The organism is Shewanella sp. H8, from assembly GCF_040285065.1.
In the GTDB taxonomy this organism is placed as follows: Bacteria; Pseudomonadota; Gammaproteobacteria; order Enterobacterales; family Shewanellaceae; genus Shewanella; species Shewanella polaris.
Genome location: NZ_CP157213.1, coordinates 3,623,187 through 3,639,892, shown reverse-complemented (window position 1 = coordinate 3,639,892; position 16,706 = coordinate 3,623,187). Strand labels below are relative to the sequence as shown.

Sequence of the window (16,706 nt, the reverse complement as noted above, 5' to 3'; positions counted from 1 at the left end):
GCTGTTTGTAAGTCATTGTTTTTAAAAATTAGATTGAACATTGAATTTAAATACCAATTAAGTGTGATTGACATTTGTTAATGGTGAAAGCAAATATTTGATAATAAAAAAGCGCTGATTTCTATCAGCGCTTTTTAACGTTTACAAGGTGACTAATTTAACATGTGTTTTATATTTACACAGCGCTGCTCTTGTTGACGAGTTTCAAGTAGAGCGCGTCTGGTCAATTTCGATAAACCTGTTTGCGTGTTTAAAACCGAGCTAATGGCATCAATGTTAGCTGAACTGCAATCCGTTGGAATGAGTTGCGCTGCAAAGCTGCGCATAAATACCGGCCCCTTGCTGTCCATTAACGTTAAGTTAGCGAAGCGTTGTTCTGCGGTTGCAGCACTTAATAACTTTTGCTCTGCAGGGTAAAGATTATTCATCGCGACTCGAATTTTTGAGAATGGCATGCTGTCATTATGTTCAATGGTATTTAGCCACTGTCGTTTAAGCGATGACTGCGGACGAATGACTTCTGCGGCGATAGCCGCTTTTTCACCAGAGTCAGATTGATCAAGCTGTTTTTCTCGTGTAAGTAACGCCTGAGCGTTGTCATAATCGTAACGGTTTAATTGTTTGATCATCGTCCAGCGTAAATCTTGATCTATGCTTAAACCTTTAATGAGGTCCTTACCTTGCAATAAAGATTGGATATGTTTTAACGCGTCTCCATTGCTAGAGAAACTAATGTAAGCATCGAACCAACGACGTTGGAAATCACTGTTACTAAAATACTCCATACTCATGCGCAGACTCATCTGACTCAGTGCTTTGGATATTTTATTATTATAGGCTGTATTGCTTGGCGCCATTAAATCGAGGTAGTTTTTAGCCCGCTGTAAATTGCCTAATACTTGTCCAAGAATTGTGTAATCCTTTTCCTGTGGTGCATTGATTAATGCAATATTTAAAAACTCATTTAATGGGGTTTTACCTTCGATGACACTGTCCCACATACTCTGCCAAAGCATTGATCGTAATAACTGATCGCTCACTTGGCTTAGTTGCTCTTTAGCGGTATTAAATGAAGTAGGGTCTAACTCCACTTTTACAAAACCCCAGTCATCGTAGTTTGGATAAACTAAATCTGGGCAAGCCTCGCCAATTAACTGCTCAACTTCGGTATAAGCGCCTTTGTATGTCACAGCAAGCGATTTTTGTTTTTCTACCCCATAACGTTGCTTATTGAACAAGCCAATTTTTATTCTTTGTTCACGCAGTGTTGGGTGTTGGTCATCTGCCGTTTGTATAATGGCAAACGAGTCAATTTGGCGGTTTTGGCAAGTGTATTGTGCTTTGATGGTGTTAACACCTGCGGCGTACAACCACTCTTTGGTCCAAAGTGATAAATCTCGGCCACTGGCTTGAGCTAGGCTATTAATGAAGTCGTTTAGCTCGGCATTCTTATAACTGTATTGTTGTAAATATTGGCTCACACCACGGCGGAAAGTCTCTTCACCGAGTAAATGACGCAATTGCTTGATGGTTGATGCGCCTTTTTGATAAGTAATCGCATCTATATTATCAAAAGCATTTTGGCTGGTGGCTACGGGCACTTCAATGGGATGTGTAGTGACTAAGCTGTCTTGATGATAAGCAGCTTGTTTACCAGAAGCATAAAAAGTACGCCAGGCATGACTAAATTCGGTGGCTTCACTGGTGGCAAGGGTGCCCATAAATGAGGCGAAACTTTCGTTTAACCACAGGCCATTCCACCATTTCATTGTTACCAAGTCGCCAAACCACTGGTGGGCCATTTCATGCATGATAACGCCCGCTAAACGTTCTTTTTGTTCAGCCGTCATTTCGGCATTAAATAAGAAACGGTCTTCAGAAAAAGTAATTGCTGCTGCGTTTTCCATGGCACCGTAGAGAAAGTCAGGCACCAGTACTTGGTCATATTTTTTGAACGGATAAGCAATGCCAAAGTAGCTATCAAAAAAGTCTAAACCTTGCTTAGTATAGGTAAACCAATCTTGTGGGCTAACTTGTGAGGCCACTGACTGACGAGAGAATAATCGCATTGGATAACGCCCTGAATTGTCTTGCCACACTTTGTAGGGACCGGCATGCATGGAGAAATTATACGGGCTCAGCTTAGGCGTTGTTGGGAATGTCCATAAGTTATTGTCACCTTGGTCAATCACATTGGTTTCGCGCATGGCGCTGATGACTTGCCAATCTTTTGGAGCATGGACATTAATTTGATAATTGGCTTTGATATCCGGTTGATCAAATACGGCAAACATTTGCTGGGCGGCAGCAGGCTCAAAATGCGAGTACAAGTAAACTTTTCCGTCTACAGGGTCGACAAAACGATGCAGGCCTTCGCCGTTAGTGCTGTGTTCCCGAGTAAATTCAATTTCAATAGTGTTACTACCACTGGTTAATAGACTCTGATTTAAAGTGAAGTAAGCGCCATTGTAATTAGGGTAAACCTTGGTGCCGTTAATGATAAATTGTTGAACATTGGCTTTATTTAGATCTAACGTAAGCGATTTAGGCACGCTGCTTAGGTCAAAGTGTACTACTGATTTTGCACTGAATTGGCTTTGTTCACTAAGGAAAAAGGTCAGCTCGTATTGCACATTAGAAACGATATTTGAACGTGCTTGCGCTTGTGCTTGGCTGATATTGGCTGTGCCATCTCGTTGAAAAGATGAGGTTGAAACAGAGCTGCTACAGCTGATCACACTGGCACAACATAATGCAATTAGGCTAGTTTTAATGATCCGAGGGCTAAATAATTCAGTGGATAACAATTTCACGTTAGTGTTCCTAACTTATTATTGGGTGTATGAAAAAGCCGACAAGGTTGTCGGCTTTAGCGCTATGATCAGGCTAATTACAAGCCTAAAAATGATTTCGATTTAACTTTACGAATTTCTTTTTCATCAGACCATTCAATTAAACCGGTATCAAGGTCCATTAAACGCATGGTCATTTTGTAGTACACATCTTTGGTGCTGCCATCTTGTTTAACGATGCTAGATAAGTTGCCGTACAACATGTACTGCGCCCCAATCTGACGACCAAATTTAATCGCTGTCGATGGGTCGACCATGCCTGCATTATTTTGATAATCGAGCTGTTTACGCACGGTATCAACCTTGGTCATGTCGATAAAGCGGAACTTACCTGAACGTAATAATTTGTTGCTAATAGTATCGGTAACAGACTCTGTGTCGATGTGCTCAGAGGTTTTGTTTTTGATTTTATCAACAAAAATAATGGGACGGTTAGTTTGAGTCATGACGATAACAGGTGGGAACGTCAACATACTGTCGACCATTTTAGCAGCAATATTTTGCAGATCGGTTGAGCCAAAGTTTTCGTTAACTGTTTCTACTTCAGAGGCATCGCCATATTCAACTTTAGATTGACAGGCACTCAGCCCCATTACTGCAGCTAACACAAATATCAGTTTCAAATTTTTCATAATAAATTCCATTAGTGATGAGTGACAGTTGATAAAGGTTATCGTCTATCAGATGATTATTGAATAAAAACGGGTACGATTTCCAGTTTCTATTGCCCAAATTAATGTTGTACGGTTCGGTTTCACTGTAATTTGTACATTTTGGCTATTATTTAAACCAATATTATAATCGCCCGCAGCAATAAACTCTCTGGCAATTTGTGCTTGGCGTGGCAACGTAAGCCAACTTCTACGGTCAGCCTGCTCGCTAATGACGTTAAAAATCTGCATCGCAATTGCCCCAACATTCATTTGATTGTTGCTACTACGGCTACTTTGGTTTAATTGGTATTTTGCGTAAATTCTGGCAGCTTGACGAAACAATGCAGCAGGCAAATCTTCTTTTAATGCATTTATAGCCAACGCATCGATATTGGCAATGCTCTGGGCTTCCAATACTTGGTTTAAGCCTATAATTTTACTTTCGCTTAATAATTGACGCTGTGGTTGGTAAGTCGCTAATGATGCTGTTTGCCAATTACCGTCGATAGAAAAAGGGACGGTAATACTTTGTTTTTCGGGGACAAAGCTTCTTTCTACAATAAACACCACTTGGCCTTGGTCTTCGGTAGGTAAAACGGCATCCCCCCAACGGCGTTTAAATTCATCGTATTGAGGCATGGCAAGTTGCTTAGCTAGGCGGATTAAATCTTGCTGTAAATAAGTGTTATTAGGGGTAATTTGAGCTGCTTTGCGATAATCGATAAAAGCATCGTTTGGCTCGTTAGCGAGTTCGTGCAATAACCCTGTGATGTAATAACTGTACGCGTTAAGAAATGAGCTGGTAACAGTTCCGGCTTCTTGGCTTAATTGAGTTATTTGTGCGTCGATAGTGCCATTGGCCATGTCTTGCACCGATTTTTGCGATTGCTGATATCGAGCTTGTTCTAAGCTTTGTAGTTCATTACTGCGGCGAACTTCAACGAGTGCACCTTGAGTGTCGCCACTAAATAAATAATTCAGAGCCTGATACTGGTGCAGCATTATACGTTCATAACCAGGGCCACGGTATGGAATGGCGTTATCATTTAATAAAATACTACTCGCCCCAGCCCCGAGTTGACTGGCGCTGACGGTGGCTTTGTCATCAAAGGCTTGGTAGGCATCAATGGCCTGTTGGTAATAGGTTTTGCTGCGAGTGAAATCTCCCGAAATCTGCATAATACGTCCAGACTCCTGGGCGTAAAGTAGGCCATCATTACCGCTAATATTGTCTGCTAACTCATTGATGTTTGCTGTGGGAGCATCACTGCTTAATTGTTGTCTGTACGGTGCTATTTGCGAAGGATAGTTAACAAATACACTGTTAAAAGCGCATCCCGTTAATCCCATCGTAAGAATTAATAACACCCAAACTGATTTTAACATGAGGATACCTCGGCCGATCCTGCCATAAGGTTGACTCGTTCAAGTAAGGTAATGCCTTGCAAGTGGTCATATTCATGTTGAAAAATACGAGCTATAAATCCCGATAATGATTGCTGGTGTAATCGACCATCGAGCGATTGATATTGGACCTCAATTTCGGTATGTCGCAAAATAGACAGACGTTTACCGGGGAGCGACAAGCAACCTTCTATGCCCGTTTCTGTCATTGTTGACGTAGACAATATTTGTGGATTGATCACGACCGTTGGGACCATAGATGGTGCATTGGGATAACGTTTATTGGGGTTGGATGCCATGATAAACATTGCCGCTCGACTGAACACTTGCGTTGCCGCAATACCAACCCCGTTAGTATTTAACATAGTGCTGAGCATGTTATCTGCTAACGCGTGTAATGCGTCATCAAACACCGTCACAGGCTCAGCCGTCAGCGTAAGAATATTATCGCCTGTAGTTGCTATTGTGAGGTGCTGATTTAATTGCATGTACGCCAACTGTTAGTTAACTTAAAAATAATGAGCTTTCGATACCATTGGTTAATGGTAAACCATCTTTAATCGCAACAGTGTTCATTAAGACTATTTAATAATGCGGTGGTGGTGTTTCATCTGCTTGAGATGCCATGTTACTGGGTTCAATCGCATGCAGTTTATTGACCATTAATAGCATTTGCTGTTGTTGTCTGGCAACTAATGTATTGAGTTTAATCACTTCTTGATTTAACTCCTCAATGACGATGTCTTGAAATGATAGTCTCATTTCAAGATCATCAATTTTTTGCAACACTTGCTCCATGTCGACCTCTTATTGATTGGTTATTGCTGCCAATATTCTACTAGACCTTGGCTACTAATACTGACGATAGAGCCTGGCTCTGTCATTACGGAAGAGTATACTACAGCGCCTTTATTTTGGGTGTTTTTACTCAGCTGAACTTTCCAATGTCCGAGCTTTTTCCCTGAGTCAACTTGCCATAAAAAGATCTCGCTTGATGGTGTTCCGGTGAGTAATTGCTGATCATTCTGAGCAAAGCGAGCAGAGGAAAAATTCATTTGCCTACGAATAATGTTTAACTGACTTAGTGCAGCCCCTGAAGCTGATTGCCAGATTGTTGCATTACCAGTTATATCACCTGCAAAGCTTAAACTGCCACTTTCATTAATCAGTACTTTGGTAATGCGCGAGCTTAACTGCCATTGTTGAATAGGTTGGCCTGTTTGCGCCTGCCATAGAATAACCTTGTTATCATTACCACCACTTAGTGCCTTTAGACCGTCAGCGCTAATCGATACACTATTGACCTTTTCGTTATGACCTAAAAACTGAATCAAACGATTGTTTTTCGGTGATAATGACATGACGGAACCATCACCAAGAGCGACTAAAGTTTGGCCATCATTGGCAATCGCCACGCTTTGAGCGTAAGAGGGCAGCGACCACCAACCTACCGAACTGCCATCATCTAAACGCCATATCGCTAATGAGTTACTGCTAATCGTGGCGGCAAAGATTTTGTTGGCGGAAATAGCGGTATCAATGACATTGCTGGTGTTATCCTTTTGACCTTGTAACCATTGATATGACAAACTTGGGCCGGTTAAATCCCATACTTGTACACCATTATTAGCCGTACTGATTAATGCTAGATTACCATCATCAGATAAGCTGGCGCTGTAGCTGGCATCAGTTGTCAGTATCATGACTTTGCTTGGTGAAGGTTGGCATGCGGATAATAAGCATACACAAAATAAGATTGAACAAAAAAACCGCATTGGAACTCGTATCATGAACTTGCTCCTAGAATTATTGTCTTAAACCTTAATTATATAAGGTTTACCCAATGGTATAACCGTTTTAACTAGTATAAAGTGGATAATTAACATGACCACTTACATATCTCATTGATTGAATGTATTAGGGTTATTGTAACCACTATAGGATGCTGAGGAAGCTTTAATGAAATCTATTTACAAATTATCGTTAGTTGCATTAGCCGTTGTTGGCCTTACTGCGTGTAATCAAGATCAAGACGTTACCCAAAAGAAAATTGAATTAACAACTGACGTGCAAAAAGAAGCATACAGTGTAGGTGGTTCAATCGGTAAGTACATGTCAGGTCACATTAAAGAGCAAGAAGAATTAGGTTTTGCTGTTGATCGTACCATGGTGATTAAAGGCTTTACCGATGGTTTAAGTGAAGACATGCTGCTAACTGAAGAAGAAATGCAGACAGTATTGGAAAACCTAGATAAAAAATTAAACGACAAACGCCTAGAGCAAGCTGAAATAGTAGCGGCTAAAGCGATTGCCGATGGCAAAAAATTCTTAGAAGATAATAAAGCTAAAGAAGGCGTAACAACGACTGAATCTGGTTTACAGTATGAAGTATTAGAAGCTGGAACGGGCGAAAAGCCAGCAGCAGAAGATACTGTTGAAGTACATTACCGCGGTACGCTAACTGATGGTACCGAGTTTGACAGTTCATATGCGCGTGGTGAAACCGCTAAGTTCCCGCTAAATCGTGTTATTCCTGGTTGGACTGAAGGTGTACAGTTAATGCCTGTTGGCGCTAAGTACAAATTCGTTATTCCAGCTGAATTAGCTTACGGTGATCGTGATACTGGTACTATTCCTGCTAATTCAACTTTAGTTTTTGAAGTTGAGCTAGTGTCTGTTGAAAAAGCGCCAGTAGCGGCACCTGCTGCAAAGTAATATTGAAATCGCTTTGCGATTATCATAGATATAAAAAAGACGCTTCGGCGTCTTTTTTATATCTAACTAACCTAACTCGGGATAACTAGTCTAGCTATATCCATTTTAAGCGGTAAAACAGATACATTTGAAAGGCAATAAGTGCAAATAAGCCTGCACAAAATGCAGTAAAAGCCCAGTTTGTTTCAGCCCCTGGTATGCCGCCAATATTGACACCCAATAAGCCAGTTAAAAAACCTAAAGGTAGAAATACTGCCGAAATAAGTGATAAAAAATACAACCTTTGGTTTACTTGTTCTGATTGCTGCGATTGCAGTTCTTCTTGGGTGACACTGGCGCGATCGCGTATTGAATCAAGATCTTCTATGACTCGGATCAGGGTTTCGTGGATTTCACGTAAACGGATTTTGTCATTAACGTCAAATAGCTCGTTGGTTTCTTGCAGCATACGAGAAAAAGCTTCTCGTTGTGGGGCTAGGTAACGTCGTAATACCACTGTTTGTCGACGTAGTTCAGCAATTTCAGTGCGCAACGTTTTATTGACTTGAGTGACTACTTTCTCTTCTAATTCATCTAGCTGCTCTTCAAGTTTACCGATAAACTCGACTTTACGTTGGGTCAACCGTTCGCAGATGGCCATGATAAACGCTGCGCTATCAACTGGACCTTTACCATGGGTAATTGCCTCGGCAACATCGATAACCGATTGTAATTGGCGTTCGCATGTTGAAATAATTTTGTGTTCTTCAGCGTAGATCCGCACTGCGACCATGTCTTCTGGATCGGAATTTGGGTTTAAATTAACCCCTCGCAATGCCAGTAAGATCCCTTTTTCTGAGCTTAATACTCGTGGGCGAGTATCGGTGGCCAATAGAGTATCCATCTCGACCCTATCTAAACCAGAGTTGAGGAGCCATTTACGCGCTTTAGGTTCACGATAGCGAAGGTGTAACCATAAAAGGCCATCTTGAGGCTGCCACTGAGCAACTTGCGCTTCAGTGAGCGATTGGCCAGCATTTGGGCCTGTTAATAGTAAGCTGTAAATAAAACCATTATTCATTATTAATCATTCCAAGTGATCACTATCGCAACAATTTACGCTACTTTTTAGTCTTGCCCAAGTTTAAACGAACATGTGGAATGAAATCCTTTCGTTATCGAATATTTAATCATCAAGCACACTATTTGATCCGCTAACAAGCAGCAGAATTGTCGGTCATCGGTTAAAATAAAACAAATACTATTAGAAGAGTACTCATATGGAATTTCAATTTCGTCGTAATCGCCTTGAAGGCACTGTGTTTGCTGAATTTAGTATGGGGCATGAGGTGTTAGGCAGTTGGTTTGCTGAAAATCTTGGTGATGACAAAAATCGCGCTAATTATATCTTAAACCAAATTATGCTTATTAAAACGGGTAGGGCTAATCATTGGCGTGATATTGGTAGAGATTTAACCATCGATATCGACACCGAACAAGTTAGAGTATTTGCTAATATAATTGATTTTGAAGAAGAGCATGTCTTAGACGAAGCAATGAATTTATATAATGCGGAATCTGAATCTTATTGTGGTTTGGAAGATTTCGAATCAGCATTGCAAAGTTGGTTAGCGTTTATTCAAGAAAAATAATAGTTCGCTCAACTTTATATTGGCTTGATCATTTGTGTTGTTAGCTAAGTACTTACTCTAATGTATTTTGACAGCTACCGACTGAAAATCGGTAACTGTCTTGTCATTTAAAACCTGATTTCAATACGTCTTAGAGCTTAGGAATGGCGTTGGCTTCAAAACCATATTTTTTCAGAATTCTTTGTCCCTCAGGTGAGAGAATATACATGGCAAATTGCCATGCTTTATTTTGTGCCCCCTCTTTAACTACCAAGCCATAATCTGCTCCCACTGAAAGTGATTCAGGTATGGTGATTATGTTGAGGTATTTAACCTGGTTTTTTGCCAATACAGCATTGGTGCAATAAGTTAGAAAAATATCCGCCTTTTTTTCACTCATCACCCAACCATATTGATTTAACCCTTCAGGTGCTTTTTCACTTTGTTCACCACCAGTAAGCTGCAAAGCTTTAGTTGAAAGAGCCGAGAAACTTCCTTTTTGTATTGTTTCTGCTTTGTGGAAAAGTTCCCAAGCATAATCACCACTTGGATCAGCTTTAGGCGTTGAAGTACCAACGCGGATTTGTTTATCCATTAACGTAGAAAGTAGGTTATCTGGAGTCACTTTTACATTCGGTTGCGCTAGCGCACAAAGCTGATTTCGGGCAAATAACACCACTGGACTTCCCCATCCCTCCGTAGCCAGTTTTTCAGGGTGTTTCATATTTGCAGAAGCAAAAACATCAGGTTGTTCACCGTCTTCAATTGCTTTTCTTAACAGTCCGCTAGGCGCATATTTTGTGCTGACTTCTGTTTTATAGGCTTGAGTATAAGAAGTTGCTACATCATTTAATGCCGCCTTTAAGCTACCAGCAGCATAGAGTGTTAAAGAGTCAGCTGATGCCGACATTGGGATTAAAAAGGCAATGAGTGCAGAGCATAAAGATAAGGTTTGTTTGATTTTCAAAATAATATCCTTTTAAATGAGATACGGGATAGACTCTATTTATTTTGTAAAAGTGTTTATTTCGCAAAATAATAATGTCTGAATACTGATAATTAGGTGACATCCGGTCACAAATGAATGGTCAATGAAGAATAGAATAAAGGTAAGTTATTTAAAACACATCATATTTTTCATGAGTTTAGGGATGGATAGTCTATTTAGTGACCATTGTCGCAATTTTGGAGGGATCGCATAAATGCGATATTGAGTATTTAGCTTTTAAGCTTCAACTCTGGTAGAGGTAGGGTTTATAACTGAAATGATTCAATGGCATCGTAATAGGTAAGATGTTCACCTCTACAGAATTAGATACATTTTATTGCGGCTGAATGAAACAGCTCCCAATTAAGGGAGCATTATTAACGGATCATTATTAACGGATCATTATTTATTCAGATATCGTAAAGTATTTGATTATCTACTTACTTTGATTGTTATCTATTGATTTAAATATCTAACAGCCATTTCGGTACGTGATTTTGCATCTGCTTTGCGAAGTAAATTCTTCACATGAACTTTGACAGTACCTTCACTGATGTGTAAATCTTCAGAGATCATTCTATTACTTTTACCTTCAGCAAGTTCTTGTAATATCTGTAATTCTCGAGGCGTTAAACTCTCAATCCAGCTGTTGTCATCGACAGTGTTTTTTAGCTCGTAGAGATAAGCTTCTACTTCATCACTAATAACTCTATGGCCTAACATGGCTTTTTTGAGCTGTGCGAGTAATAAGTCTGGCTCAGTATCTTTGAGTAAATAACCATCTGCACCAGCGCGTAATAAACGCATTACATCTTGCTTTGCATCAGATACGGTCAGTATTACAATTCTCGCGGTAACACCTTCTTGGCGCATCGCATTAAGGGTATCAAGACCCGACATACCTTTCATGTTTAAATCGAGCAAAATAATATCGGGTTCGTTTTCGGCGACAGATGTCAGCGCATCTAATCCTGTGCCTGTTTCACCAAACAAAATGAAATCGCTATCAGAGGTGATCAATTGGCAAATGCCACGACGCAGTAAAGGATGATCATCGACAACAAGTACGGAATAAGGCTTACCCATTTAAAGGCTCCTGTTGAGGTGGAAAACTCAGTGTGACGGTTGTTCCGCCATTTTGATTACTATTGAATGAAACAACACCATTTAATTTGTTGGCACGCTCATGCATGATACCAATGCCAAAGTGTTGGTCTCGTTCTGCTAAGTGTGACACGCCAATACCATCATCACAAATTGAAATGGTGATCTTACTATTATCTGTCAACTGACAATCTACCACTATATGGGCAGATTTTGCGTGTTTAATTGCATTTAATGTGGCCTCGCGAACTAATTGCAAAATATGAATATGTTGTTTTGCTTCAAGTAAATGTGGTGAAAGCTTGTAATTGAGTTGGATATCAATATTAGTTTGATTACGTAATTGATCTAGCATGACCTCGATAGCTTGGCCTAAATTAGGCTCTTTAATGGTTAATCTAAACGTTGATAACAGTTCGCGTAATTGTACATAAGCAATACTGACACCTTCATTGATCCCTGATAATTGCTCTTCAACCTCTGGACTGCGACAACTGTTATCAAGGCTCTTACTTAACAAACTAACTTGGATTTTTAAAAAGGATAATAATTGACCAATAGAGTCATGTAATTCTCTAGCGATCACCGAACGTTCTTCTAATAGAGCTAGTTGTTGGCGTTGCTCTGTTGCATTATGGATGGTTATTGAACGGGTTAACATCATGGCGAAGTTTTTAAATAGGATATTATTTAATGGCTTATTTGATATTACATCTAAATAACCCAACTGTTTTTGTTCCGACTGTAGTGGGAAATGCACTGATTCAAATGAGTGGTTTTCTGGCCAGCCAGCTTCTGCTTTAATAACATCTTTAGAACCATCATCATGTTCAATGACTAATCGTAAGTAAGTTAAGTCTTCATAATATTTCAGCTGATTAATCGCAGATTGTAATGCTTTATAGTCAAGTTTATCGGCATGTAACCTGATTAAATTATCGTACAAAAAATTCAGTTCGTTATTAGCTCGGGTTAATGCCAAGGTTTTTTCGTTGACTTGGTCTTCTAAATCTTCATACAAACTGGCTAACTCAGCGGCCGTTTTCTGTAATGCATTTCCAAGTTCGGTTAGCTCTATATAACCCGTTTTAGGCATTTCGACTTTGAAATTGCCTTTAGATATTTTGGCTGCACTGTCCATCAATAACTGTAATGGTTTAACAACACGTTTGCGTGTAAACACCACAGCAAAGAAAGCGATAACCAGTAAAATAGATAACCCGATAATCTGCCCAATGACCAATAGCTTTAGTTTTAAGGCTGCAAATAGTTCCATCTTTAATACTAAGGTATCAATGGTGTCGACAAAACCAGTTAACGATTTAGAATACTCTTGTGTATTACCTTCTTCTATATAGGATTTCATCACTTTCCACTTGTCAATAACTAACAAGTATTGGTCACTTAGCTCCTTGGGACTATACCAAGCGAGAGAACGGGTAAGGGCATCAGAGCTGAGTGTGTTTTCAAATTCAATTATTTTTTTATTGGGATTATTTCCGCCTACATTGGTATACAACAATAGCCTATAACTTTGCATCCGCAGTGACCCAGAGGCGTTGATCCCTTTGGCATCTCCTAAACTGAAGCTTAAATTAACAATAGAAAATACCGCTAAGCTTGATGATAATAAAATCAAAATGAGCATTAAACTGAAAATGGTGGAGGTAAGGCTGCCACGAGTAAACATAAGGTCCCGTTATTATATCAATGAGTGCTTAAAGGTAAGTCGAAAGTACTGTTTCGTATACTATCCAATAGTGTGTTCTATATTAGGTATTAGTTGATAACATTAACAATTGTATCAAACTGTGAGCTACATCTTGTTTACATGTTGATCTAGCGCAAACTTTTGCCGCTATACCTAATAAGGGGTATATTTAAAGCAGGATTAAATAGCTAAATTTGATCTTGGAGATGTCGTGATTATTAAATTAAATATAATGTAACACGGAGATAAAGGGTGATGAAGATGAATGTAAAATCAATTGCACTGAGTGCGGTGATTGCAGCCGGATTTATGGCTGCAGGCGCTATGGCGAGTGATAAAACCGAACCTCGTAATGAGGTTTATAAAGATAAATTTTCAAAGCAATATGACAGCTGGCATGCCACTGATGAAAGCAAAGACGTTGTTGATATGTTAGAAAAAGTACCTAGTTTAGTCGTGTTATGGGCAGGTTACGGTTTTGCTAAAGATTACAATGCACCACGTGGTCATATGTATGCAATTACTGACGTAACTAACTCATTACGTACTGGCGCGCCAAAAAATGCTGCAGATGGTCCAATGCCAATGGCATGTTGGAGCTGTAAAAGCCCTGATGTTCCTCGTGTGATTGAAGAGCAAGGTGAAGATGGCTATTTCAGTGGCAAATGGGCTAAAGGCGGTCCAGAAATTGTCAATGTACTTGGTTGTGGCGATTGTCATGAAAAAGGTTCATCAAAATTACGTATATCACGTCCGTATGTTGACCGTGCAATGGATACGTTAAATACACCATTTGATAAAGCTTCTCGTAAAGATAAGCAATCAATGGTGTGTGGTCAGTGTCACGTTGAATACTATTTCGAGAAAACTGAAGACCGTAAAGGTTTTGTTAAGTTCCCTTGGGATATGGGTACCACCGTTGAGCAAATGGAAGTGTATTATGACAGCATAGAGTTTTCTGATTGGACTCATGCAGTGTCTAAAACTCCAATGTTAAAAGCGCAGCACCCTGGTTATGAAACTTGGAAAATGGGTGTTCACGGTCAAAATAACGTGAGTTGTGTTGATTGTCATATGCCTAAAGTGACTAATGACAAAGGCCGCAAATTTACAGATCATAAAGTGGGTAACCCATTTGATCGCTTTGAAGAAACATGTGCAACTTGTCACACTCAAAGCAAAGAGTTTATGGTTAAGCAAGTTGAAGAAAGCAAGCATAAAGCACAAGATTTAAAAGCTCGTGTTGAAACTCAACTAGTTAAAGCTCACTTTGAAGCGAAAGCTGCTTGGGATGCTGGTGCCACTGAAGCTGAAATGAAGCCAATCTTAATGGATATTCGTCATTCACAATGGCGTTGGGATTATGCGACTGCATCTCATGGCGCATCAACTCATGCTCCAGCTGAAGTACTACGTATTTTAGGTACTGCAGTGGATAAAGCTGCTGATGCTCGTGTGAAACTAGCTCAGTTATTAGGTGCTAAAGGTGTTAAGCAACCGATTGCATACCCTGACACTTCTACTAAAGCAAAAGCGCAAGCAGCATTAGGCATGGACATGAAAACCATGAATGCTGAAAAAGCTGAGTTTAAGAAAACACTGGTTCCTCAGTGGGAAGAAGAAGCTAAAAAGCGTGAAGCGACTTACAAATAAGTTGTACTTAGCATAAGCGCTCTCCTCAGGTGTAAACCTGAAATAATCTAACAAACAGCCCTCATTTGAGGGCTGTTTTTTTATGGGCGTTATAAATAAATCCTTAACAAGTTGGTATTACAAAGCGGTTTCATGGGTGAGGTTATCGTTGCACCAAAATAATGCGATGGTGATCTTATACGCACTTGATTGGTGCCTTTATATTAATGGATAAAAGATAAAATAAAATAAAAGCTATATATAACAACTTGTTGGAAAAGTGGCCTGATGATTGAATTAACTCGTTACAACAAATAAATAACAACTAATTTTTTCACACTTTTGGAGGTCGAGATGAAACTCGTCAGCGCTATCATCAAGCCATTTAAATTGGATGATGTCCGTGAAGCTATTGCAGGCATGGGCATTGAAGGTATGACTGTTACTGAGGTCAAAGGATTTGGACGTCAGAAAGGTCACACAGAACTTTATCGTGGGGCAGAGTATCAAGTGGACTTTCTACCAAAAGTAAAATTAGAAATTGCCACAAAATCTGAAAACTTAGACATGCTTATTGAAGCGATTACCAGTGCCGCTCATACCGGTAAAATTGGTGATGGCAAGATATTTGTTACTAGTTTAGAACAAGTTATCCGTATCCGTACGGGTGAACTTGATAACGAAGCATTATAGGAGGCTGGTATGGAAGAGTTAACTCAATTAGGCCTGACGGTAACTGAATTACGTTTCGCATTAGATACGTTTTATTTCTTGATTTCTGGCGCGTTAGTCATGTGGATGGCTGCTGGTTTTGCCATGCTGGAAGCTGGATTAGTCCGCTCAAAAAACACCACTGAAATTTTAACTAAAAATGTGTGTTTATACTCCATTGCGTGTGTCATGTTTTTATTAGTCGGTTACAACATTATGTATGTCGACAATGTTGAAGGTGGATTTATTCCTTCTTTTGGTTCGTTAATCGGTGGTCAAGCTGATGGTGCAGATCATGCGCTCGAATCAGACTTTTTCTTCCAAGTAGTATTTGTTGCTACAGCGATGTCGATTGTATCAGGTGCTGTTGCTGAACGAATGAGATTATGGTCTTTCCTTGTTTTTTCAGTGGTAATGACGGCAGTGATTTATCCTGTTGAAGGCTACTGGACGTGGGGTGGTGGATTCCTTTCTGCTGCAGGCTTTGTAGATTTTGCTGGTAGTGGCATTGTGCATATGGCCGGTGCAGCAGCTGCAATCTCTGGCGTAATGCTTCTTGGTGCTCGTAAAGGTAAATATGGTGAAAACGGTCAAATTCATCCTATTCCAGGTTCTAATTTACCGATGGCAACCTTAGGTATGTTCATTTTATGGATGGGTTGGTTTGGCTTTAACGGTGGTTCGCAATTGTTAGTGTCAGATGCTGAAAATGCGAGTGCAGTGGCTAAAATCTTTGTAAACACAAACTCTGCTGCAGCATTTGGTGCCATCTCAGCACTTATTGTATGTAAAGTGGTATGGGGCAAAGCTGATTTGACCATGATTTTAAACGGGGCATTGGCTGGATTGGTCGCCATTACAGCTGACCCATTATCACCTTCATTGTTAATGGCTGGTGTGATTGGTTTAGTTGCTGGTGCCGTGGTTATCTTCTCTGTCATTGCATTTGACCGAGTTAAAATAGATGACCCAGTAGGCGCTATTTCGGTACACGGTGTTGCAGGTTTCCTTGGATTGATGTTGGTTCCACTATCGAATGCAGATGCTAGTTTTGGTAGTCAACTATATGGTGCAGCAGTTATCTTTATTTGGGTATTCACTGCATCGTTATTAGTATGGTTTGTATTAAAAATGACCATGGGTATCCGTGTAACAGAAGAAGAAGAGTACAATGGTATGGATGCTTCTGACTGTGGTGTAGAGGCTTACCCTGAGTTTTCTAGTGGTAATAATGCCGGTTAATTTTTAACTTCATTAACTGAGTCAGTATTAAACAGAACCTTCGGGTTCTGTTTTTTTTGGAGATTATTCGTAAATTGGGGGCGA

At 39.9% G+C, this 16,706-nt stretch carries 15 protein-coding genes; 5 read left to right on the top strand and 10 right to left on the bottom strand.

Features of this window, described 5'->3' with window-relative positions:
• Nucleotides 1-152 precede the first annotated feature (152 nt).
• The 6 genes from pepN to ABIS04_RS15670 all read right to left on the bottom strand — a co-directional run bounded on the left by pepN (nt 153) and on the right by ABIS04_RS15670 (nt 6,684).
• On the bottom strand, nt 153-2,813 hold the full coding sequence (pepN, locus tag ABIS04_RS15695) for an aminopeptidase N (RefSeq protein ID WP_350431670.1): 2,661 nt from the start codon (nt 2,811-2,813) through the stop codon (nt 153-155).
• Nucleotides 2,814-2,890: 77 nt separating this feature from the next.
• Nucleotides 2,891-3,484, bottom strand: coding sequence for a penicillin-binding protein activator LpoB (lpoB, locus tag ABIS04_RS15690; protein ID WP_175405871.1), 594 nt, complete (start codon nt 3,482-3,484; stop codon nt 2,891-2,893).
• Nucleotides 3,485-3,532: 48 nt separating this feature from the next.
• Nucleotides 3,533-4,891: a hypothetical protein gene (locus ABIS04_RS15685; RefSeq protein ID WP_350431669.1), complete on the bottom strand. Its 1,359-nt coding sequence runs from the start codon at nt 4,889-4,891 to the stop codon at nt 3,533-3,535.
• On the bottom strand, nt 4,885-5,397 hold the full coding sequence (gene def, locus ABIS04_RS15680; protein ID WP_350431668.1) for a peptide deformylase: 513 nt from the start codon (nt 5,395-5,397) through the stop codon (nt 4,885-4,887). The genes ABIS04_RS15685 and def overlap by 7 nt, the downstream gene beginning before the upstream one ends.
• 97 nt (nt 5,398-5,494) lie before the next feature.
• A complete protein-coding gene (locus ABIS04_RS15675) occupies nt 5,495-5,707 on the bottom strand; it encodes a SlyX family protein (RefSeq protein WP_137225601.1) in 213 nt (70 codons plus the stop codon).
• 20 nt (nt 5,708-5,727) lie between these two features.
• Nucleotides 5,728-6,684: a hypothetical protein gene (locus ABIS04_RS15670; RefSeq protein WP_350433456.1), complete on the bottom strand. Its 957-nt coding sequence runs from the start codon at nt 6,682-6,684 to the stop codon at nt 5,728-5,730.
• 184 nt (nt 6,685-6,868) lie between these two features.
• Between ABIS04_RS15670 and fkpA the strand changes: the two genes are divergently transcribed.
• Nucleotides 6,869-7,624, top strand: a complete 756-nt coding sequence (fkpA, locus tag ABIS04_RS15665; protein WP_350431667.1) for an FKBP-type peptidyl-prolyl cis-trans isomerase — start codon at nt 6,869-6,871, stop codon at nt 7,622-7,624.
• A gap of 94 nt (nt 7,625-7,718) precedes the next feature.
• Here fkpA and ABIS04_RS15660 read toward each other — a convergent pair whose 3' ends face one another.
• Nucleotides 7,719-8,684, bottom strand: coding sequence for a zinc transporter ZntB (locus ABIS04_RS15660; protein WP_350431666.1), 966 nt, complete (start codon nt 8,682-8,684; stop codon nt 7,719-7,721).
• A 199-nt stretch (nt 8,685-8,883) separates the two neighbouring features.
• On the opposite strand from ABIS04_RS15660, the gene ABIS04_RS15655 reads away from it, so the two are divergent.
• The gene (locus ABIS04_RS15655; protein ID WP_350431665.1) at nt 8,884-9,255 is read left to right on the top strand and encodes a YacL family protein; all 372 of its coding nucleotides are present in this window, start codon (nt 8,884-8,886) and stop codon (nt 9,253-9,255) included.
• Between the two features lie 130 nt (nt 9,256-9,385).
• Here the strand turns inward: ABIS04_RS15655 and ABIS04_RS15650 are convergent, their stop codons facing one another.
• The 3 genes from ABIS04_RS15650 to narQ all read right to left on the bottom strand — a co-directional run bounded on the left by ABIS04_RS15650 (nt 9,386) and on the right by narQ (nt 13,016).
• The gene (locus tag ABIS04_RS15650) at nt 9,386-10,201 is read right to left on the bottom strand and encodes a molybdate ABC transporter substrate-binding protein (RefSeq protein ID WP_350431664.1); all 816 of its coding nucleotides are present in this window, start codon (nt 10,199-10,201) and stop codon (nt 9,386-9,388) included.
• A 477-nt stretch (nt 10,202-10,678) separates the two neighbouring features.
• Nucleotides 10,679-11,308, bottom strand: coding sequence for a response regulator (locus ABIS04_RS15645; RefSeq protein ID WP_350431663.1), 630 nt, complete (start codon nt 11,306-11,308; stop codon nt 10,679-10,681).
• A complete protein-coding gene (gene narQ, locus ABIS04_RS15640; RefSeq protein ID WP_350431661.1) occupies nt 11,301-13,016 on the bottom strand; it encodes a nitrate/nitrite two-component system sensor histidine kinase NarQ in 1,716 nt (571 codons plus the stop codon). Before narQ ends, ABIS04_RS15645 begins: the two co-directional genes overlap by 8 nt.
• 282 nt (nt 13,017-13,298) lie before the next feature.
• On the opposite strand from narQ, the gene nrfA reads away from it, so the two are divergent.
• From nrfA to ABIS04_RS15625, 3 genes are all read left to right on the top strand, one after another.
• Nucleotides 13,299-14,690, top strand: coding sequence for an ammonia-forming nitrite reductase cytochrome c552 subunit (gene nrfA, locus ABIS04_RS15635; protein WP_350431660.1), 1,392 nt, complete (start codon nt 13,299-13,301; stop codon nt 14,688-14,690).
• A 333-nt stretch (nt 14,691-15,023) separates the two neighbouring features.
• Entirely contained in the window at nt 15,024-15,362 is a 339-nt protein-coding gene (locus tag ABIS04_RS15630; RefSeq protein ID WP_137225615.1) for a P-II family nitrogen regulator, read from the top strand.
• A gap of 9 nt (nt 15,363-15,371) precedes the next feature.
• Nucleotides 15,372-16,622, top strand: a complete 1,251-nt coding sequence (locus ABIS04_RS15625; protein ID WP_350431659.1) for an ammonium transporter — start codon at nt 15,372-15,374, stop codon at nt 16,620-16,622.
• Nucleotides 16,623-16,706 lie beyond the last annotated feature (84 nt).